16 protein-coding genes are annotated in these 20,189 nt (G+C 65.1%); 5 read left to right on the forward strand and 11 right to left on the reverse strand.

The genetic code is table 11. From position 1 onward, the window contains the following. Nucleotides 1-13 precede the first annotated feature (13 nt). The gene (locus IVB12_RS27190; protein ID WP_247303681.1) at nt 14-508 is read right to left on the reverse strand and encodes a transcriptional repressor; all 495 of its coding nucleotides are present in this window, start codon (nt 506-508) and stop codon (nt 14-16) included. 157 nt (nt 509-665) lie between these two features. Here IVB12_RS27190 and IVB12_RS27195 point away from each other — a divergent pair, with 157 nt between their 5' ends. The 3 genes from IVB12_RS27195 to IVB12_RS27205 all read left to right on the forward strand — a co-directional run bounded on the left by IVB12_RS27195 (nt 666) and on the right by IVB12_RS27205 (nt 4,093). Then, nucleotides 666-1,148 (forward strand): MarR family transcriptional regulator, encoded by a 483-nt coding sequence (locus IVB12_RS27195; RefSeq protein WP_247303682.1) that lies wholly within the window; start codon nt 666-668, stop codon nt 1,146-1,148. Continuing rightward, nucleotides 1,141-2,304: an HlyD family secretion protein gene (locus tag IVB12_RS27200; protein WP_247303683.1), complete on the forward strand. Its 1,164-nt coding sequence runs from the start codon at nt 1,141-1,143 to the stop codon at nt 2,302-2,304. Before IVB12_RS27195 ends, IVB12_RS27200 begins: the two co-directional genes overlap by 8 nt. Before the next feature lie 232 nt (nt 2,305-2,536). Beyond that, entirely contained in the window at nt 2,537-4,093 is a 1,557-nt protein-coding gene (locus IVB12_RS27205; protein ID WP_247303685.1) for an MDR family MFS transporter, read from the forward strand. Nucleotides 4,094-4,217: 124 nt separating this feature from the next. Here the strand turns inward: IVB12_RS27205 and IVB12_RS27210 are convergent, their stop codons facing one another. The 5 genes from IVB12_RS27210 to pcaF form a co-directional block, all read right to left on the reverse strand. Beyond that, nucleotides 4,218-5,309: an ecdysteroid 22-kinase family protein gene (locus IVB12_RS27210; protein WP_247303687.1), complete on the reverse strand. Its 1,092-nt coding sequence runs from the start codon at nt 5,307-5,309 to the stop codon at nt 4,218-4,220. Between the two features lie 49 nt (nt 5,310-5,358). Beyond that, nucleotides 5,359-7,047: a methyl-accepting chemotaxis protein gene (locus IVB12_RS27215; RefSeq protein ID WP_247303689.1), complete on the reverse strand. Its 1,689-nt coding sequence runs from the start codon at nt 7,045-7,047 to the stop codon at nt 5,359-5,361. Between the two features lie 208 nt (nt 7,048-7,255). Further along, entirely contained in the window at nt 7,256-7,858 is a 603-nt protein-coding gene (gene pcaG, locus IVB12_RS27220) for a protocatechuate 3,4-dioxygenase subunit alpha (protein WP_247281972.1), read from the reverse strand. Further along, the gene (pcaH, locus tag IVB12_RS27225) at nt 7,859-8,560 is read right to left on the reverse strand and encodes a protocatechuate 3,4-dioxygenase subunit beta (protein WP_247303692.1); all 702 of its coding nucleotides are present in this window, start codon (nt 8,558-8,560) and stop codon (nt 7,859-7,861) included. Nucleotides 8,561-8,757: 197 nt separating this feature from the next. After that, entirely contained in the window at nt 8,758-9,966 is a 1,209-nt protein-coding gene (gene pcaF, locus IVB12_RS27230; RefSeq protein ID WP_247303694.1) for a 3-oxoadipyl-CoA thiolase, read from the reverse strand. A 215-nt stretch (nt 9,967-10,181) separates the two neighbouring features. Here pcaF and mutS point away from each other — a divergent pair, with 215 nt between their 5' ends. After that, complete coding sequence (gene mutS / locus IVB12_RS27235; RefSeq protein WP_247303695.1) at nt 10,182-12,920, forward strand: DNA mismatch repair protein MutS; 2,739 nt, start codon at nt 10,182-10,184, stop codon at nt 12,918-12,920. Between the two features lie 106 nt (nt 12,921-13,026). On the opposite strand, the gene IVB12_RS27240 is transcribed toward mutS, so the two are convergent. The 5 genes from IVB12_RS27240 to IVB12_RS27260 form a co-directional block, all read right to left on the reverse strand. Further along, complete coding sequence (locus tag IVB12_RS27240; RefSeq protein WP_247303696.1) at nt 13,027-13,824, reverse strand: hypothetical protein; 798 nt, start codon at nt 13,822-13,824, stop codon at nt 13,027-13,029. Between the two features lie 167 nt (nt 13,825-13,991). Beyond that, the gene (locus IVB12_RS27245) at nt 13,992-14,501 is read right to left on the reverse strand and encodes an OsmC family protein (protein ID WP_247303698.1); all 510 of its coding nucleotides are present in this window, start codon (nt 14,499-14,501) and stop codon (nt 13,992-13,994) included. A 54-nt stretch (nt 14,502-14,555) separates the two neighbouring features. After that, on the reverse strand, nt 14,556-15,341 hold the full coding sequence (locus IVB12_RS27250; RefSeq protein WP_247303700.1) for an ABC transporter ATP-binding protein: 786 nt from the start codon (nt 15,339-15,341) through the stop codon (nt 14,556-14,558). Nucleotides 15,342-15,345: 4 nt separating this feature from the next. After that, a complete protein-coding gene (locus IVB12_RS27255; protein ID WP_247303955.1) occupies nt 15,346-16,191 on the reverse strand; it encodes an ABC transporter permease in 846 nt (281 codons plus the stop codon). Nucleotides 16,192-16,231: 40 nt separating this feature from the next. Beyond that, a complete protein-coding gene (locus tag IVB12_RS27260) occupies nt 16,232-17,203 on the reverse strand; it encodes an aliphatic sulfonate ABC transporter substrate-binding protein (RefSeq protein ID WP_247303702.1) in 972 nt (323 codons plus the stop codon). A gap of 187 nt (nt 17,204-17,390) precedes the next feature. On the opposite strand from IVB12_RS27260, the gene IVB12_RS27265 reads away from it, so the two are divergent. Beyond that, nucleotides 17,391-20,180: a [protein-PII] uridylyltransferase gene (locus IVB12_RS27265; protein ID WP_247303704.1), complete on the forward strand. Its 2,790-nt coding sequence runs from the start codon at nt 17,391-17,393 to the stop codon at nt 20,178-20,180. The last annotated feature ends 9 nt before the right edge of the window (nt 20,181-20,189 follow it).

A 20,189-nucleotide genomic window follows, 5' to 3' on the forward strand; every position in this document is an offset into this window, starting at 1 on the left:
TGCCGTTGTTACTTTAGGCAGCTTTCTGACAATGGGTGCAGACGCCCGTGATCTCCACCACGGACAATTTGGGAGCGAAGCCTGAGCTGCGCGCAGCGGCATTGAGCTCCTTTGCGAAGGAGGCCGACGGGATCTCGCCGACCAGGCCACAGCGCTCGCAGATCAGGAACGCCACCGCCGAGGTCGCGTCGTGGTCATGGGCGGCGCAGGCCAAATAGGCGTTGCGGCTCTCGATGCGATGCACGAGGCCGTTGGCCATCAGAAAATCGAGAGCACGATAGACCGTGATCGGCGCTGGTCGCGCCATCGACTTGGCGAGTTCGTCGATCACCTCATAGGCGCCAAGCGGGCGGTGGCTGGAGAGCAGCGCCCCGAGCACCTGACGGCGGATCGGCGTGAATTTCTGCGCGCGCTGCTCGCAGACCTGTTCGGCATGCGCCAGCGCATCCGCAGTGCAGCGGTCGTGATCGTGATCGGGCGCGGGAAATGCCGTCTTTGCGAGGGTCATGCGGGACGCGTTCTAGCATTTTGCTGATGGAACCCAAAGCGCGACCGGCAGCGCGGCTGCCAGCCATGCTCTTGGAGCGGGACGGCCTCCCGCTAATCCGCCATGAAATAATCATAAGCTTGCTTATTATATTCTAGGCTTATTGGAGACGAAGCTCATGACCCGAGGGTCGGTCGATCAGAATTTCCTGTTCACGCTGGGTGAGCTCTACCGCCTGTTGCGTGTCTATGCCGATAAGGAGGCGTCCCGTTTCGGCATCACCCGCGCGCAATGGGCCGTGCTGTCCAAAGTCGAGCGCAGCGAGGGCATGAAGCAATCGGAGCTCGCCGAGCTCCTCGAGATGCAGCCGATCACGCTGACGCGCCTGATCGACAAGCTCTGCGAGAATGACTGGATCGAGCGCCGCAGCGACGCCTCGGACCGCCGCGTCAAGCGCCTGTATCTGAAGAAGGCGGGCCGGACGTTGCTTGGCCGGATGAGCGGGCTGAAGTCCGAAATCACCGCCAACGCGCTCGACGGCATCAACGCGGCCGATGCCCACCGCCTCCTCACCCAGCTCGAAACGATCAAGGAAAACGTGCGGACCGCGATCCAGACATCCGGAGCGGAACAAGCACGCAAGGAGCAGCGCTATGGCTGATCAGGTTCTCAAGTTCCAGCCCGAGCAGAAGATCGACGGCGGCAAGCCCACAAAGAAGGCCGGCACGGATCCGCGCCGCCGCCTGGCGGCGGGCCTGCGCCGCTACCGCCGCTTCCTCCTCCTGGTCGTCCTGCCGGTCACCGTCGTCATCGGGGGCATCACCTTCTATCTCCATGGCGGCCGCTATGTCGGCACCGACGACGCATATGTCGGTGCGCAGAAGGTGCTGGTGACGCCCGACATCTCGGGCAAGATTCAGAAGGTGATCGTGAGAGAAGGACAATCCGTCAAGCAGGGCGACGAACTGTTCGAGATCGACCCCGTTCCGTTCCGCCACGCAGTGGATGAAGCCAAGGCGAAGCTCGCGCAGGCCCGCACGACCTATGAGAACCTCGTCGCCAATATCAAGATCTACGGCGACATGCTCAACCTTGCCCAGCAGGGCGTCGACCTGAAGCAACGCGATGTCGAGCGCAAGCAGGCGCTGGTGAAGAACAATTACGGCTCGCAGCTCGATCTCGACAACGCTGCCAACGCGCTGGTGACCGCAGGCGCACAGGCGCAATACATCAAGCAGCAGCTCTCCAACGCCAAGACGCAATTGCTGGGCGATCCCGCATTGCCGCTGGAGCAGTTCCCGCCTTACGCGCAGGCGAAAGCCAAGCTGGACGACGCCCAGCGCAACCTCGACCACACCGTCCTGCGCGCGCCGATGGACGGCGTGGCCACGCAAGTGGAACAGATCCAGCTCGGCCGCTACGTCGCCGCCGGCACGCCGGTGTTCTCCATCATCGACGTCGCCCGTCCCTGGGTCGATGCCAATCCGAAGGAGAGCGATCTCACCTACGTCACCGAAGGACAGCCCGTCACGCTCGAGGTCGACGCGTTTCCGAACCACCTTTTCAAGGGCAAGATCGGGTCGCTCTCGCCCGGCACCGGCGCGCAATTCGCGATCCTGCCGCCGCAGAACGCCACCGGCAATTTCGTCAAGGTGGTGCAGCGCGTGCCGATCCGGATCTACTTCGACGAGACCGACAAATACGTGCGGAAACTGAAGGCCGGCATGAGCGTCTACGCCACCATCGACACCGGCCATCGACGCTCGCTCGCCGGCCTGTTTGGCCTGTCGGCGACCGCGAGCCAGGACAAAGACTAAAGCACGATGCATGAGGCTCGATTGGCGCTGCGACGGAGGTGCGCTCCCTCTCCCGCTTGCGGGAGAGGGTTGGGGAGAGGGTGTCTCAACAACGAAGACTCGCCAGGAGGAAAAAGCCCTCACCCGCGCCTTCGGCGCGACCTCTCCCGCAAGCGGGAGAGGTGAACGCGCCGCGGCAATCGATTCGACCTACGCCATTCCGCTTTAAACTAACAAGACAAAGATTGATCCGATGTCCGGCCCCAATGCCAGTCTGATGGTCCCCGGCCTGCGCCGGAACATGGTGACGATCTGCGCCATGACCGCGACCATCATGCAGGCGCTGGACACCACCATCGCCAATGTTGCGTTGCCCTACATGCAAGGCACGCTGTCGGCCTCGCAGGATCAGATCAACTGGGTGCTGACCTCCTACATCGTCGCTGCCGCGATCATGACGGCGCCGGTGGGCTGGATCGCCAACCGCTTCGGCCGCAAGCGCATCTTCATCATCTGCTCGGCGGGCTTCACCATGGCGTCGGTGTTGTGCGGTCTCGCGCAGGACATCAACCAGATGGTGCTGTTCCGCCTGCTGCAAGGCGTGTTCGGCGCCGCCCTGGTGCCGCTGTCACAGTCGGTGATGCTCGACTACTACACGCTCCAGGAACGCGCCAAGGCGATGTCGATCTGGGGCATGGGCGTGATGATGGGCCCGATCATGGGCCCCTCGCTGGGCGCCTGGCTCACCGAGACCTATTCCTGGCACTGGGTGTTCTTCGTCAACCTGCCGTTCGGCGCCATCACCGTGCTCGGCCTGATCGTCTTCATGGACGAGACCCGGAAGGATTTCAGCCTCAAGTTCGACTGGTTCGGTTTCGCCGCGCTGGCGATCGCGATCGGCGCACTTCAGCTTGCGCTCGACCGCGGCGAGCAGCTGGGCTGGCTTGAGTCGAGCGAGATCCTGGCGGAATTCATCGTCTCCGCTGTCGCCTTTTACTTCTTCCACGCGCACTCCTTCACGACATCGACGCCGTTCATCCGCTTCGCGCTGTTTCGGGATCGCAACTTCGTCACCGGCTGCGTGTTCATGGTCGTGATGGGGCTCGTGCTGTTCTCGACCATGGCGCTGGCTTCGCCCTACATGCAGAACGTGATCGGCTATCCCATCATCACCGCCGGCCTGCTGCTGGCGAGCCGCGGCATCGGCACCTTCTTCGCCATGATGCTGGTCGGCCGCATGATGCGTTATATCGAGGCCCGCACGCTGATCATCGCAGGCCTCACGCTGACCGCGGGCTCGCTGTTCCAGATGACCGGCTGGACCGATCTGACCCAGGTACCGGAGATCGTCACGGTCAGCGTCATCCAGGGCTTCGGCTTCGGCCTTGTCTTCGTGCCGCTCTCGACCGTGGCGTTCCTGACGCTGTCGAACGAGCTGCGTACCGACGGCACCGCGATGCTGACCCTGATGCGCAACGTCGCAAGCTCAGTCGGCATCTCCGTCGTGATCGCCCAGCTGACGCAGGGAACGCGGCGGACTTATGCGATTCTCTCCGAGCACATCAACCCGTTCAACCACGCGCTCCAGATGCCCAGCGTCAGCGGCATGATCAATCTTTCCACGGATGCCGGCCGCGCCATGGCCGACAGGATGGTCAGCGTGCAGGCGCAGATCATCGCTTTCGCGCACGATTACCAGCTGGTGATGGTCTTCATCCTCTGCACCATCCCGCTCGCTTTGCTGATCGGCTCCACCAAGGCCACACTGCGCAAGCAGGCCGCCGGGCCGGAGCATGCGGTGATGGAATAGAGGCCTCGCGACCACCTTCGTCATTGCGAGCGTAGCGAAGCAAATCCAGACTGTATCTGCGGAGGCAGTCTGGATTGCTTCGTCGCAAGGGCTCCTCGCAATGACGGCTTGCTGCACGAGCGCGCTACAACAACTCCTCGCACCCGAGATCCTCGACCGCCATCATCACCCGCTCCAGGTTATTCCACCAGATCAGCGGCGGGATGTTGATGCTCCATTGCCAGACCGGCTTGGTGATGTGCCAGAGCACCGACCGACGATAGTCCTGATCGAGCGCGCCGCGCGTGTAACCAGTGACACCGTGCTGTATCAGCGTCTCGTGATAGAGGTTGAGCAGGGGCCGCTCGAGTGCCTGCCGGCGGTCCGGATACCATTGCGTCGCCATCATGTAGGCGAGGTCACCGGTCGGCACGTTGATGCGCCACTGGTCGAAATCGAAGATGCGAACGGTGTTGGCAACGCCTGTGCGCGGCAACAGAAAATTCCAGGTATGGGCGTCGCCATGAGCGATGGTGACATGCCGGCGCGAATGATAACGCTCGAACAACCGTTCCGACTGCTCGATGAAGCGGCGGAAGAGAATGCGGCGCTCCTCGCTGAGGCGGTCGCCGAGCAGATCGGCGAAACGATCGTAGTGACCAGCGAAGGTCGCCATCAGCTTCGCACTGTCGTCGGTGCTCATCCAGGTGCCGATAGTATCGCCGAAGCTATCGTGGTCCCACCACGCCGCGTGCCAGCGCGCGAGTGTCGTCACGATCGCCGTTGCTTGCTCTCGCGACGGCGGCAGCGGCCATTGAGTTGCAACCTCATGGCTGTCGGTGAGGTCCTCGAGCAGGTGATGCCAGGTGAGGCCGTCCTCGTCAAAATGTCCGTCGAAGCAGCGCGGCACGAGACCCCGCGGCGTTTCTGGCTCAAGCTGCGTGTAGAACGCGACTTCGTTCCGGCCGCTATTTGCGAGCGACTTGGCGAAGCCTGCATGCGCGGTCTTCAGGATCAGCGACTGTGGGGCGCCAGCGGACTCCCCAACATAGCGCAAACCGAGACGCACGATATGCGACACGATGGTGTCGCGCTGATGCAGCACCTTCACCTCACGCACGGCACCGGCGTCCAGCGCGCCGGCCCTGCGCAGCGCGGCCGTGAGGTAAGCGGGCTCGGCAACCGCCGGCAGTTGCGCATTCGTCATGAAAACCACGATGCCCCTGTGCCGCGCCATACTGCACGATCACAACCGCCGGCACCAGCGGCAGGCATCGCGCCGGGCGTCACGCCGCGGCCGTCGAGTCCCGCACGGTCCGCACCACGACCGACCGCAATTGCTCGAGATTGGCCGCCATGCCGGCGATCGCCTGCCTGACCTCCGCGGCGCGCTCGTTCACGGAGGCGGCGTCGCGGCTGACATGACCGATCTTGGCCGAGACCTCCTTCGCCGCCGACGCGGATTCGGAGATCGACCGCGTGATCTCACGCGTCGCGGCGTCCTGTTCTTCCATCGCGGCAGCAACCGAGGTCGCGACACCGTCGATCTCGGCGATGTGGCCCCCCATGGTCTCGACGGCGTCGACGGCAGCCTGAGTCGCGGTCTGGATCTCGGCAATCAGCCGCCCGATCTCCTCGGTGGACTTGGCGGTCTGATCGGACAGCGATTTCACCTCGGTGGCGACCACCGCGAAGCCGCGGCCGGCCTCGCCGGCACGCGCCGCCTCGATCGTGGCATTGAGCGCCAGGAGGTTGGTCTGCCCGGCGATGCCGCCGATGAGATCGGAGACCTCGGCGATCTTCCTCACCGAACCGGCCAGCGCCTGAATGGTCGAGCGCGCCTGCTCACGGCCGGCGACCGCAGATTTGGTGACCGTGCTGGTCCTCGCGACCTGACTCGCGATCTCGCGGATCGAGGCGCTCAGCTCTTCGGCCGCAGCCGAGACGGTTTGCGAGCTGCCGAGGGCCTGGGTGGAGGCCGCGGCGACCGCCTGCGACTGCGCGGAGAGCGAACTTGCGATCTCGGACAGGCTGGTGGCGACCCGCTCGACGCCGTGCGCCGCCGTGCTCGCGGTGTCGACCGACCGGCCGGTCTCGCGTTCGACGGTCTCGGCCATCTGCTGCAGGGCGCCGCGCTTGGCGCGCGCGGCCTCCTGTTCCTGCCGCAACTGCTCCTCGCGCAGGCGGGAATTCTCGACCGCCGCCTGCTTGAACACCAGCAGCGCACCCGCCATCGAGCCAACCTCGTCCTGGCGGTGCGCGAAAGGAATGTCGGCTGCGAGATCGCCGGTCGCGAGCTTCTGCATCGTGTCCGTCATGCGGACGATCGGGCGCACCACGCCGAGCGCAACGCCGAGCAGGCCTGCGGCAATGAAGGCGAGGACGGCGGCGGAGACGCCGAGGAGGATGTAGAGCATCGAACTGTCGCGCTCCGCGGCCAGCTTCTCCATGGCGGCATTCTGCTTGTTGGCACTCTCGACGATGCTGTCGATGACGGCGCGATGCGCGGTGTATGCGCCCTTGAGCTGCGCATAGGCGCGCTCGGAAGCGACCGCGTCCTTGGCCTTGAGGGCTGGCAGGAGCTGGTCGGACGCCTTCCAGAATTTCTGCACCTCGGCATCGGACTTCGACACCAGCGCGGTCTTCAGGTCTGCCGAGAGACTGGAGGAGACCCAGATTGCCTTGCGCTCGTCGTAATCCTTGCGGAGCTGAACCAGGCGCTCGCCATGAGCGGCAAGCTGGTCCGGCTCGCGCATGGCAAGCGTGGCCTCGAGATAAGCTTCGATGACATATTCCGGCGGCGGCAGGATATCGGCGATGAGGTCGTTGCCGAGCTTGATGTCGGAATAGAGCGGGCCGCCGACCTTGAGCTCTTTTAGGGCGTAGAGGCTGGTGGAGACCACGGCCGTAAAGCCGAGGGCCAGGACGATGCCGAATGCAATGATCGCCAAGGAAAGCGAAAAACGAATTTTCATGGAACAATCCGATCGCGCGGTCGAAATCCAAATGGATGCTAAACGACTACGGTAAACACGGGATTGCTACGCGCGGAAATTGCGCTCGGCGAACTCCGGGGAAACTACGGGAAAAGCGGTCAGGGGCGGCTTCCGATACGGAAGGCGCCAGGCCGTCGTCCCGGACAAGCGCGTCTCAGCCGTCCGCAGGTCCGGGACGACGCGGGAGTTAAACGTCGAAGAACACCGTCTCGTCGTCGCCCTGGAGCCGCAGGTCAAGCCGGTAAACCGCCTTGCCGGCCTCGCGCGTCGCAACCAGCGTGGCGCGGCGCTCAGTGGGCACCAGCGCCAGCACGGGATCGGCGGAATTGCCGGCCTCATCGCTGAAATAGATGCGGGTATAGAGATGCCTGAGCATGCCGCGCCCGAACACCGCAAGAAGGATGTGCGGCGCCTGCGGCTTGCCGTCGGGATCCGGCACGGCGCCGGGCTTGATGGTCTCGAAGGCGTAATTGCCGTCCTTGTCGGTGCCGCAGCGGGCAAAGCCGCGGAAGCTCGCATTCGGCAGCGCACGCTTGTCCTGCGGGTCGGCAAAGCGACCTTGCGCGTCCGCTTGCCAGATCTCCAGCATGCAATCCGGCACGGCGACGCCATCACCGTCAAATACCCGGCCCTCGATGCGGATACGGTCGCCGGAAACGTCGGGCGTGAGCGTCGAGTTGGTGAACGCGTCGTTCCAGGCGTATTCGCCGTTCGGCGTCAGGCCGTACTTGAAGAACGGACCGACGGTTTGCGATGGGGTGATCCCGTTGGGCTTCACAGAATCCTGCACTTAATGGTTCTCCATAGGCGTCGCGTTCTGGCCGCGCAGCACGATGTCAAAGCGATAGCACAGCGCCCATTCGGGCTGTGTGTTCTCGAGATCGAACGACGAGACCATCCGCGCCCGCGCCTTTTCGTCCGGCACCGAATTGAAGATCGGGTCGAACGGGAACAGCGGATCGTTCGGGAAATACATCTGCGTCACGAGGCGCGTGACAAAGGAGTGGCCGAAGACCGAGAGGTGGATGTGCGCGGGCCGCCACGCATTGTGATGATTGCCCCAGGGATAAGCGCCCGGCTTGATGGTGACGAAGCGGTAGTAACCGGAGGCATCGCTCACCGTGCGGCCGGCGCCCGTGAAATTTGGATCGAGCGGTGCCGGGTGCTGGTCACGGACATGGACATAGCGGCCGCAGGAATTGGCCTGCCAGATTTCGACCAGCGAGTTCGGCACGCCGCGGCCGTCCTCGTCGCGGACGTGGCCATGCACGATGATGCGCTCGCCGAGCGGCTCGCCACTGTGCTGGCGGGTCAGATCATTGTCGCCCTCGCGCACGGTCTCGTGGCCATAGACCGGGCCAGTCAGCTCCGACAGGGTGTGGCGCATCGGAATCAAGGGCTGGTGCGGCGCGCGCTTGATCGAGCTCTTGTACTCGGGAGACAGCGGCAGCGGATGCGCCTTGTTGCTGTCGACGGGATAGACGAATGTCATTGGCGAACTCCTCCCCGGCCGTTCTGGGGCCGGTCAACGCTCGACAATCATTATAGGACATAACTAATTTGGGGAAGCGGGTTTCGCAGCCCCTATTACTTGTTGTTTCCGGGGGCAGCCCGAGAGGGCTGAACCTGAGATCCCGGGTTCGGTGCAAGCGCACCGCGCCCGGGGATGACGAGATGCGCCGCACTCCGTCAGTTCAACTTCTCGATCGCGACCGCGACGCCCTGGCCGACGCCGACGCACATGGTGGCAAGCGCGAGCTTGCCGCCGCGCTTTTCCATGCCATGCACGGCGGTGAGCGCGAGACGGGCGCCACTCATGCCGAGGGGATGGCCGAGCGCGATCGCGCCGCCATGCGGATTGACGAAGTCGGCGTCATCAGCCACGCCGAGCTGACGCATGCAGGCGATGCCCTGCGAGGCGAAGGCTTCATTCAGCTCGATCAAGTCGAAATCGCTGATCTTCTTGCCGAGCCGCTCCATCAGCTTGCGCGTCGCCGGCACGGGTCCAATGCCCATGATGCGCGGCGGCACGCCGGCCGAGGCGAGGCCGAGAATGCGCGCGCGGGGTGTCAGCCCGTGCTTCTTCACCGCAGCTTCGGACGCGAGGATCATCGCGGCGGCGCCGTCATTGACGCCGGAGGCGTTGCCGGCAGTGACCGTGCCGGGATTGCGCACGATCGGCTTCAGCTTGGCGAGCCCCTCCAGCGTGGTCTCGGGGCGCGGATGCTCGTCTTGGTCCACCGTGATGGGGCCGGCCTTGCCACCGGCAATGGTGATCGGCGTGATCTCTTCCGCAAAATAGCCGGATGCAATCGCCGCGCCGGCACGCTGCTGCGAGCGGATCGCGAAGGCGTCCTGGTCGGCGCGCGAGACCTGGAACTCCTCGGCGACGTTTTCGCCGGTCTCCGGCATCGCGTCGACGCCATACTGCGCCTTGAGCAGCGGATTGATGAAGCGCCAGCCGATCGTGGTGTCGAAGATCTCGGCCGAACGCGAGAACGCCTCCTGCGCCTTGCCCATGACGAAGGGGGCACGGGTCATGGATTCGACACCGCCGGCAATCGCAAGCTCGATCTCGCCGGAGCGGATGGCGCGCCCCGCGGCGCCGACCGCATCCAGCCCGGACGCGCAGAGCCGGTTCAGGGTCTGGCCCGGAACCGAATCCGGCAGGCCCGCCAGCAACAGCGCCATGCGTGCGACGTTGCGATTGTCCTCGCCAGCCTGATTGGCGCAGCCGAAGAAGACTTCGTCGACCTGGGCCCAGTCGAGCTTGGGATGCTTGGCCATTAGCGCCTTGATCGGCGCGGCCGCCAGGTCGTCGGCGCGCACCTTGGCGAGCGAGCCGCCGAAACGGCCAATCGGGGTCCGCACGGCATCGCAGATAAAGACGTCACGCATCGCTGTTCTCCCTGAATGCCGTGGTTCGGCCGGAATTCTTCAATGACGGCGGAGTTTTAGGAGGCCGCCCGCAGCAGGTCAATTGACTGATACGCGCGTGTTCCGATGGGGCGCACGCCAGCCACGCATGCCGCAATGCGGACAACGTGGAAAACCTCGCCGCTGCGGCCAAAGCGATAGGAGCAGGTGCCGAAATTTTGTAGGTTGCACCGCCCATGACAATGCAACAGCCAATACCTGTACCGCCTCCCGACGACACGCCCGCGCCGCAGGCGGAAGCTGCCGCGCGTGTCACGCCGATGATGGAACAGTACCTCGAGATCAAGGCGGCGCATCAGGGCTTGCTGCTGTTCTACCGGATGGGCGATTTCTACGAATTGTTCTTCGAGGATGCCGAAATTGCCTCGAAGACGCTCGGCATCGTCTTGACCAAGCGCGGCAAGCATCAGGGCACGGATATCCCGATGTGCGGGGTGCCGGTCGAACGCTCCGAGGATTATCTGCACCGCCTGATCTCGGCCGGTCACCGCGTCGCGGTCTGCGAGCAGACCGAGGATCCCGCTGCGGCCAAGGCGCGCGGGAACAAGAGCGTGGTGCGCCGCGGCGTGGTGCGGCTGGTCACGCCGGGCACGCTGACCGAGGACACCCTGCTGGACGCGCGGGCGAACAACTACCTGCTGGCGATCGCGCGCGCCCGCTCCTCCGCCGGTGGCGACCGCTTCGGCCTTGCCTGGATCGACATCTCGACTGCCGAATTTATGGTGACGGAGTGCGGCGGCGGCGAGCTCGCCGCCACGCTGGCGCGCATCAATCCGAACGAGGCGATCGTCAGCGACGCGCTCTATAATGACAGCGAGCTCGGACAGACGTTGCGCGAGCTGCCGGCGGTAACGCCGCTGACCCGCGACGTGTTCGACGGCGCCACCGCCGAGAAGCGGCTGTGCGACTATTTCGCTGTCGCCACAATGGATGGGCTGGCGCAGCTCACGCGTCTGGAAGCCACCGCGGCGGCCGCCGCCGTCACCTACGTCGACCGCACCCAGGTCGGCAAGCACCCGCCGCTGTCGCCGCCGGCGCGCGAAGCCTCGGGCGCAACCATGGCGATCGATCCGGCCACCCGCGCCAATCTCGAATTGACGCGCACGCTCGCCGGCGAACGCCGCGGCTCGCTGCTCGACGCCATCGACTGCACGGTGACCTCGGCCGGTTCTCGGCTGCTGGCGCAGCGACTGGCGGCGCCACTGACCGATGCGCCGGCGATCGCCCGGCGGCTCGACGCCGTCGGCGCCTTCGTTGCCGATTCCGCCGCGCGCGAAGACATCCGCAGCATCCTGCGCGGCGCGCCGGACATGTCGCGGGCGCTGGCCCGTCTCTCCGTCGGCCGCGGCGGACCGCGCGACCTCGCCGGCATCCGCGACGGCATCATCGCCGCCGACCAGGTGCTGACGCGGCTGTCCGAACTCGACCAGCCGCCGCAGGAGATCGTGGCGGTGATGGCGGCGCTGCAAAAGCCATCTCGCGCGCTGGCGACGGAGTTTGCCGGCGCGCTCGATGAGCAACTGCCATTGATCAAGCGCGACGGCGGCTTCGTTCGTCAAGGCTTTGAGCCTGCGCTCGACGAAGCCCGCAACCTGCGCGATGCTTCGCGCCTGGTGGTGGCCTCAATGCAAGCCCGCTACGCCGACCAAACCGGCGTGAAGGCCCTGAAGATCCGGCACAACAATGTGCTCGGCTATTTCGTCGAGGTGACCGCGCAGCACGGCGACAAGCTGATGTCGCCGCCGCTGAATGCGACCTTCATTCATCGCCAGACGCTGGCGGGCCAGGTACGCTTCACCACCTCGGAGCTTGGCGAGATCGAGGCCAAGATCGCAAATGCCGGCGAGCGCGCGCTCGGGCTCGAGCTCGAGATCTTCGAGCGGCTCTGCGCCAAGGCGCTCGAGATCAGTGAAGACTTGCGCGCCGCCGCGCACGGGTTTGCGCTGCTCGATGTCGCGACGTCGCTGGCCAAGCTGGCCGTCGACGAGAACTACGTGCGGCCCGAGGTCGACACCTCGCTCGGCTTTGCGATCGAAGCCGGCCGCCATCCCGTGGTGGAGCAGGCGCTCAAGCGCAATGGCGAGCCGTTCATCGCCAATGCCTGCGACCTCTCGCCGGCGCCCGGACAGAAGTCAGGCCAACTCTGGCTGCTCACCGGTCCCAACATGGCAGGTAAATCCACATTCCTGCGCCAGAACGCGCTGATCGCCCTGATGGCGCAGATCGGCAGTTTTGTGCCGGCCGCGCGGGCGAGGATCGGCATCGTCGATCGCCTGTTCTCGCGGGTCGGCGCGGCCGACGATCTCGCCCGCGGCCGCTCCACCTTCATGGTCGAGATGGTCGAGACCGCGGCGATCCTGAATCAGGCCGGCGAGCGCGCACTCGTGATCCTCGACGAGATCGGCCGCGGCACCGCGACCTTCGACGGCCTCTCGATCGCCTGGGCCGCGATCGAGCATCTGCACGAGAGCAATCGCTGCCGCACGCTGTTCGCCACGCATTATCACGAGCTGACGGCGCTCTCGGCAAAACTGCCGCGCATGTTCAACGCCACCGTGCGCGTGAAGGAATGGCAGGGCAATGTCGTGTTCCTGCACGAGGTGCTGCCGGGCTCGGCCGATCGCTCCTACGGCATTCAGGTGGCCAAGCTCGCCGGCCTGCCGCCGGCCGTGATCACGCGGGCCAAATCGGTGCTGGCCAAGCTGGAGGCCCAGGACCGCGGCCAGACCGCCCGCGCCCCCGCCGACGATCTGCCGCTGTTCGCCGTGCCCTCGCGCGCCGCGGCGGAGGCCGCGCCGCCGAGCGAAGCGGAGCTTCTAATGGAAGCGGTGAAGGCGTTACATCCCGACGAAATGTCGCCGCGCGAGGCGCTGGATGCGCTGTATGCGTTGAAGGCCAAGCTGCCGAAGCAATAAGCACGCCGCGACCGCAATCGTCATTGCGAGCGGAGCGAAGCAATCCATTCTCTCTCCCCGTGATCGTCTGGATGCTTCGTCGCCTCGCTCCTCGCAACGACGGAGGTTAGTGCGCCAGCCGCTTCCTTCGTCCATTCCACCACAGCGTCAGGTTCCACACGATGCAGGTGGCGAGCCCCATGCTGAGGCCGATCGCGGAGCCGAAGTTTGCGGCGCCGACATGCATCACCGCAATCGCCATACCGAACCCGAGCAAGCCCCAGGCAGAATTGGCAAGCACCGCGGCGGTCGGCGGGCCACCGATGCGCGGATGCAGGATCACCATCATGCTGGTGAAGACGATCGGGTAGAGCGCGATGACACCGGAGACCCGCGGGCCGACCCAGCCCGAGGTGGAAACCACGATGGCGACGAGCGTTGCCACCAAAGCGGCGCGGAACGGAATATCGTACCAGTGACGCGTCACCAACGGCATCTTCACATGGCGGTACTTAGCGAGCAGCGGAATGCAGATGCCGAAGGCAATCAGGTTCACGGCGAGTCCGGCCGTCAAGGTCCAGTCGAACAGGCGGATGATGGAGGCCAGCACGATCCACACGGCGATCGCGCTGCCGGCACTCACCAGCAGATTGTGCCGCTGCGCCAGCACGACATAACAGAGGCCAAGGACGATCGTCGCGGCGTTGACGGGAAGGCTCGACAGGGCGCCTTGCGCGATGAAGGCGGCGTTATGGTCGAGCGCGAGAAAGACATAGGAAGGGCCCGCTGAGATCGGTAGCGTCGCCACCAGCGCACCGATCACTGGGCCGGAACGTTCGGTGATGATCGACGCCGTCACGACGAACGCCGCCGCGATCGCCATGCGCAGGAGAAGGAAAAGGATGAGGTGGAGATCGGGGGACATCTAGCGCGGGATGATTTTCGTTGAGGCGAATTAGCCGCGGGTTCGTTCACCTCTCCCGGAGGGAGAGGTCGATTTGCACAGCACATCGGGTGAGGACTTCAGGTCCCCACGAGAGAACGCCCCTCACCCGCGCCGTCGGCGCAACCTCTCGCAATGGAAGTGGGCAGCTACATCCGCTGCATCGACACCGACACCTTCGGGCCGTTCTTGATGGTCTGATAGACCACGCAATAGCGCTCGGTGAGCTTCAGCAGCAGATCGAGCTTGTCCTGCGGCGCGTCGGTGTCGACCTCGAAGCGCAGCCGGATCTCGGCGAAGCCGACCGGGGTCTCCTTATCGACGCCGAGCGTGCCGCGGAAATCGAGATCACCCTCGGCATAGACGTTGCCGGTCTTCAAGGGCACCTCGATCGCGGTCGCAACCGATTTCAGCGTGACGCCGGCGCAGGCGACCAGCGCTTCCAGCAACATGTCGCCGGAGCACAGTTCGAGGCCGGAGCCGCCGGTGGCCGGATGCAGGCCGGCCATCGCAATGGCGCGTCCGGTCTCGACCTTGCAGGCGATGCCTTCGCTGTCTGTCGAACCCTTCGCCTTCAGCGTGATCAGCGCAGCCTTCGGATCAGTCTTGTAGCGCTCCTTGATCGGGGCCTGCATCTGGCGCAATTGGGCAGCGTCCATGTTCGTTCTCTCCCGGAAGATTGCCCCTCGATGTACCGGCTTGGAGACGAATTGTCACCACCACATGGCCTGACCGGGACCCTGGGTTGCGTCACGGTCAGGCACCCTGCGGTCGAGTGAGCGGTCGAGTGAGGTCAGCACACTTCTTTTGAAGTTCTCGAACAGCGGCGAATTGCGGTCGCGCGGCCGACCCAGATTGATCTCGATCTGATCGAACAATCGGCCGGGCCGCGGCCGCATCACCAGCACGCGATCGGCCAGCACGACGGCTTCGTCGACGTCATGTGTGACGAGCATCAAGGTCGGCCGCGTATCGGCCCAGAGGTCGAGCAGATGATCCTGAAGGTCGCGACGGGTGAAGGCGTCAAGCGCCGAGAACGGCTCATCGAGCAGCAGCACCTCCGGCTGCGGCACCAGTGCGCGTGCGATCGCGACGCGCTGCGCCTGCCCGCCGGAGAGCTCGCGCGGCCAGGCCTGCGCCTTCTCGGTGAGCCCGACGCGTTCGAGCGCGCGCGCCACCTTCTCGCGCCGCTCGGCTGCGGGCAGATCGGCAAGTCCGAAGCCGATATTGTCAGCGACGCTGAGCCAGGGCAAAAGCCGCGGCTCCTGGAAGATGATGCCGATCTTGGCGTGCGGCGCGGCGATCGCCTCATCGTCGAGCGTCACTGTGCCGGAGCTGGCGCGATCGAGGCCGGCGATGGCGCGCAGCAATGTTGATTTGCCGCAGCCGGAGCCGCCGATGATGGCGACGATCTCGCCTTGGCGGATCTCGGCGGAGAAGCGCGCCAGCGCCTCCACGCCGTTGGGATAGGTCTTGCTGACCCGGTGGAGCGCCAGCATCGCGTCACGCTCCCTTCGCGCGTCCGAAGGCATCCTGCCAGCGCAGGAAGGGCGCGGCCGCGACTTCGATCAGCCAGTCCGTGAGCTTGCCGAGGATGGCGAAGATCACGATGGCCGCGAGGATCTGTGCGGGCTTGCCGAGCTGCTGGCCGTCGAGCAGGAGATAGCCTAGGCCTTCGGAGGCGCCGATCAGCTCGGCCGCCACCACGAACATCCAGCCCAGACCGAGGCCGACGCGCAAGGACACGACATAGGCCGGCAGCACCGCGGGCAACAGGATGCGCCGGATCATGGCCGGCCCTGAGAGGCGGAAGGTGCGGCCGACCTCGACGATCTTGCGGTCGACCGCGAGGATCGCGCCCATCACGCCGAGATAGACCGGAAAGAACACGCCGACCGCGATCAGCGCGATCTTCGAGGTCTCAAAGATGCCGAGCCAGAGAATGAAAAGCGGCACCCAGGCCAGTGAAGGGATCGCGCGCAGCGCCTGCACGGTCGGATCGAGCAGCCGCCGCGCCAGCGACCAATAGCCGGAGATGGCGCCTAACAGCGTGCCCGCGACCACGCCGAAGGCGAAGCCGAGAGCGACCCGCCACAGCGTCGCTGTGATGTGGCGCACCAGCTCGCCGGAGCGGGCGAGCTCGGTGATGGTGGCAAACACGCGCGAGGGCGATGGCACCAGCCGCCCGTTGGACCAGCCGAGCCAGACCACGAGCTCCCAGCCAAGCGCGAGCATCAGCGGCAGCAGCACACCCAGCACCGGCCGCGCGTAGCGGGCGATGCGCGAAGGCGCAGCCGCGGTTTCGGCCGGCTCCGAGGATTGTTGCAGGACTGGCGCGTCGGAGATCATGGCCATAGCAAGCGCGTCTGGTCGGGGAATGCAAGGAGCCTCAATTCGTCGGCAGCGGAACCTGGTCGTCGATCAGGGCATCCAGCGTCGCCTTGACGTCGACCTTGGCGTCGACGACGCCTGCCTGCTGGAGCGCGAGACCCGCGGCGAGGATCGATTCGCGCTGGGGCGCGCCGATGCGGCTATGGGTGAGCTCGGTGCGCTCCCTGAGCTGCTTGTCGACGACCGCCTCGGGCAGTTTTGTGACCGCGATGAAAGTCTTCTTCAGCTCGTCGTAATTCGCCAGGGCGTATTTCCGCGCTTCCTCGTAAACCGCGAGGACGCGGCGAGCAGTGTCCGGATAATCCTTCAGGAACTGCTCGCGCACATTGAGGATGCCCCAGGTGTTGGCATCGGCCTTGCGGTAGAACAGCTTTGCGCCCTCTTCGACCTCGGCCTGCGCCATCATCGGATCGAGACCGGCCCAGGCATCGACGTCGCCGCGGACCAGCGCGGTCTTGCCGTCGGCGTGCTGGAGCAGCACCGGCGTGATGTCCTTTTCGGTGAGACCCGCGCCAAGCAGCGCGCGGACCAGGAAGATGTGCGGATCAGTGCCGCGCGTCACCGCAACGCGCTTGCCCTTGAGATCGGCAACGCCAGCGATCTTGGAATCCTTTGATGTCACCAGCGCCGTCCATTCCGGACGCGAATAGACATAGATTGACTTGATCGGATTGCCGTTGATACGGGCGACCAGCGCGGCCGAGCCCGCGGTCGAGCCGAAATCGATCGAGCCGGCGTTAAGGAATTCGAGCGCCTTGTTCGAGCCGGCGGACTGCACCCAGGTGATCGTGATGCCGTCCTTGGCGAACTCTTTCTCCAGCAGTCCCTTCTGCTTCAGGACCATCGACACCGGATTGTAGGTCGCCCAGTCGATGCGGATCTCCTTGAGCGGATCCGCCGCCCGTGCCGCAGGGGTCAATGCGAGCGCTACGGCTCCCGCCAACAGAATGCGTCGTGTAATCCTGGTCATGCCCAGCTCCTCCAAAATTTCATTGTTTTTCAAGGAGTTATTTCTAGAGGTCAACGAGAAAATCCGTCCCTTGCAAGCGCGCAGCCCGAGAACAGATTTGCCCAAAGCCGCAGCTTTCCAGCATGGAACGACTATTGCCAGAGAATCGCGGGTGACAGCGCCTGCCGCCTCTTATATCCGGTGAGGCATGGACAGCATCGCGACTGAGCAGAAGCCCGAAACGGATGACCGCTTCGACAGCGCGCGGATCACCGCCGCGGTCGATGCGCTCGCCGAAAAGCACGAGGGCCGCGAGGACGCGTTCCGCACCGCCATGGCGCAATTGCTCAAGGCCGAGTTGATCGCGGCGCGCGCCGCCGCACAGGCGATCCTGCTCAAGGACCGCCACGGAAGGCGCTGCGCCGAGCGACTGTGCCACGTCCAGGACGAGATCATCCGCATCCTGTATTCGGCCGCGACCCGGCATCTCTACCGCTCGCCAATCCCGAGCGGCGCCGAGCGCATGGCGGTGGTGGCGACCGGCGGCTATGGCCGCGGGCTGATGGCGCCGGAATCCGACATCGATCTGCTGTTCATCCTGCCCTACAAGCAGACCGCCTGGGGCGAGCAGGTCGCTGAAGCCATCCTCTACTGCCTCTGGGACATGGGGCTGAAGGTCGGCCACGCCACGCGCTCGGTCGACGAGTCGATCCGGCAGGCGCGCGGCGACATGACGATCCGCACCGCGATCCTGGAGACGCGCTTCCTGACCGGCGACAAGCCGCTCTATGACGAATTGGTCGAGCGCTTCGACAAGGACGTGGTGCAGGGCACCGCGTCCGAATTCGTCACCGCAAAACTCGCCGAGCGCGAGGAGCGGCATCGCCGCGGCGGCCAGTCGCGCTATCTTGTCGAACCGAATGTCAAGGACGGCAAGGGCGCCCTGCGCGACCTGCACACGCTGTTCTGGATCGCAAAGTACGTCTATCGCGTCCGCGATACCGACGAGCTGGTCGAGCGCGGCGTGTTCGACGCGCAGGAATATCGCAGCTTCCGCCGCTGCGCCGATTTCCTCTGGTCGGTACGCTGCAATCTGCATTTCTACTGCAATCGCGCCGAAGAGCGCCTCTCCTTCGACCTCCAGCGCGAGATCGCGGTCAGGCTCGGCTACACCTCGCATCCCGGCATGCAGGACGTCGAGCGCTTCATGAAACACTACTTCCTGGTCGCCAAGGAAGTCGGCAACCTCACCGCCATTCTCTGCGCCAAGCTCGAGGACCAGCAGGCCAAGCCCGCGCCGGTGCTGAGCCGGATGATGGCGCGGCTGCGGCCCAGCACCGTGAAGCGGCGCGTGCCTGACAGCGACGACTTCATCGTCGACAACAATCGCATCAACATCGCCGCGCCCGACGTCTTCAAGCACGATCCGGTCAATCTGATCCGCATTTTCCGCCTGGCGCAGAAGAACAACCTCGCCTTCCATCCGGATGCGATGCGCGGTGTGACGCGCTCGCTGGGCCTGATCAACGCCCAGCTGCGCGAGAATCCCGAGGCCAACCGGCTGTTCATGGAGATCCTCATCTCCGACAATGCCGAGATCGTGCTGCGGCGGATGAACGAGACCGGCGTGCTCGGCCACTTCATCCGCGCCTTCGGCAAGATCGTCTCGATGATGCAGTTCAACATGTATCATCACTACACGGTCGACGAGCACCTGATCCGCTGCATCGGCTTCCTTCAGGACATCGAGCGCGGCGGGATCGAGGAGTTCGCGCTGGCCAGCGACCTGTTCCGCAAGATCAGGCCCGAGCACCGGCCTGTCATCTACATCGCGACGCTGCTGCACGACGTCGCCAAGGGCCGCCTCGAGGATCACTCCATTGCCGGCGCCAAGGTGGCGCGGCGGCTGTGCCCCCGGCTCGGCTTCAGCCCGGCCGATACCGAGCTCGTGGCCTGGCTGATCGAGGAGCATCTGACGATGTCCACGGTCGCGCAGTCGCGCGACCTCTCGGACCGCAAGACGATCGAGAATTTCGCCGCGGTGGTGCAATCGGTCGAGCAGATGAAGCTGTTGACCATCCTGACAACCGCCGATATCCGCGGCGTCGGCCCGGGCGTGTGGAACGGCTGGAAGGCGCAGCTGCTGCGCTCGCTCTATTACGAGACCGAGCCGGTGCTCACCGGCGGCTTCTCGGAGGTCGACCGCGGAAAGCGCCTCGCCGTTGCGTACGCCGAATTCCGCATGGCCTTCGCCGAATGGCCGGCTGACGAGCTCGATGCCTATATCGGCCGGCACTATCCAGCCTATTGGCTCAAGGTCGAGCTGCCGCGAAAAATCCGCCATGCCCGCTTCGTCCGCTCCAGCGAGCAGGCCGGCCACAAGCTCGCGATCAATGTCGGCTTCGACGAGGTGCGTGGCGTCACCGAGCTCACGATTTTCGCCGCCGACCATCCCTGGCTGCTCTCCATCATCGCCGGAGCCTGCGCCTCGGCCGGCGCCAACATCGTCGACGCCCAGATCTACACCACCACCGACGGCCGTGCGCTCGACACGATCTCGATCTCGCGGGAGTATGACCGCGACGAGGACGAGGGACGGCGCGCCACCCGGATCGGCGAGATGATCGAGGACGTGCTGGAAGGCAAGCTGCGCCTGCCGGAAGTGGTGGCGCGGCGCACCGTGCGCAGCAAGGCGAAGCCGTTCGTGATCGAGCCGGAAGTGACCATCAACAACCAATGGTCCGACCGCTACACCGTGATCGAGGTCTCCGGCCTCGACCGCCCCGGCCTGCTCTACGAGCTGACCACCGCGATCTCCAAGCTCAACCTCAACATCGCCTCGGCGCATGTCGCGACCTTCGGCGAGCGCGCGCGCGACGTGTTCTACGTCACCGACCTCCTGGGCGCACAGATCAACGCGCCGACCCGCCAGGCCGCGATCAAGAGCGCGCTGACCCATGTGATGGCCGGCGACAAGGCGGTGCAGCCGGCGGCGTGATCTCGTCCG

The sequence above is a fragment of the Bradyrhizobium sp. 179 genome (assembly GCF_023073535.1).
Lineage (GTDB): Bacteria > Pseudomonadota > Alphaproteobacteria > Rhizobiales > Xanthobacteraceae > Bradyrhizobium.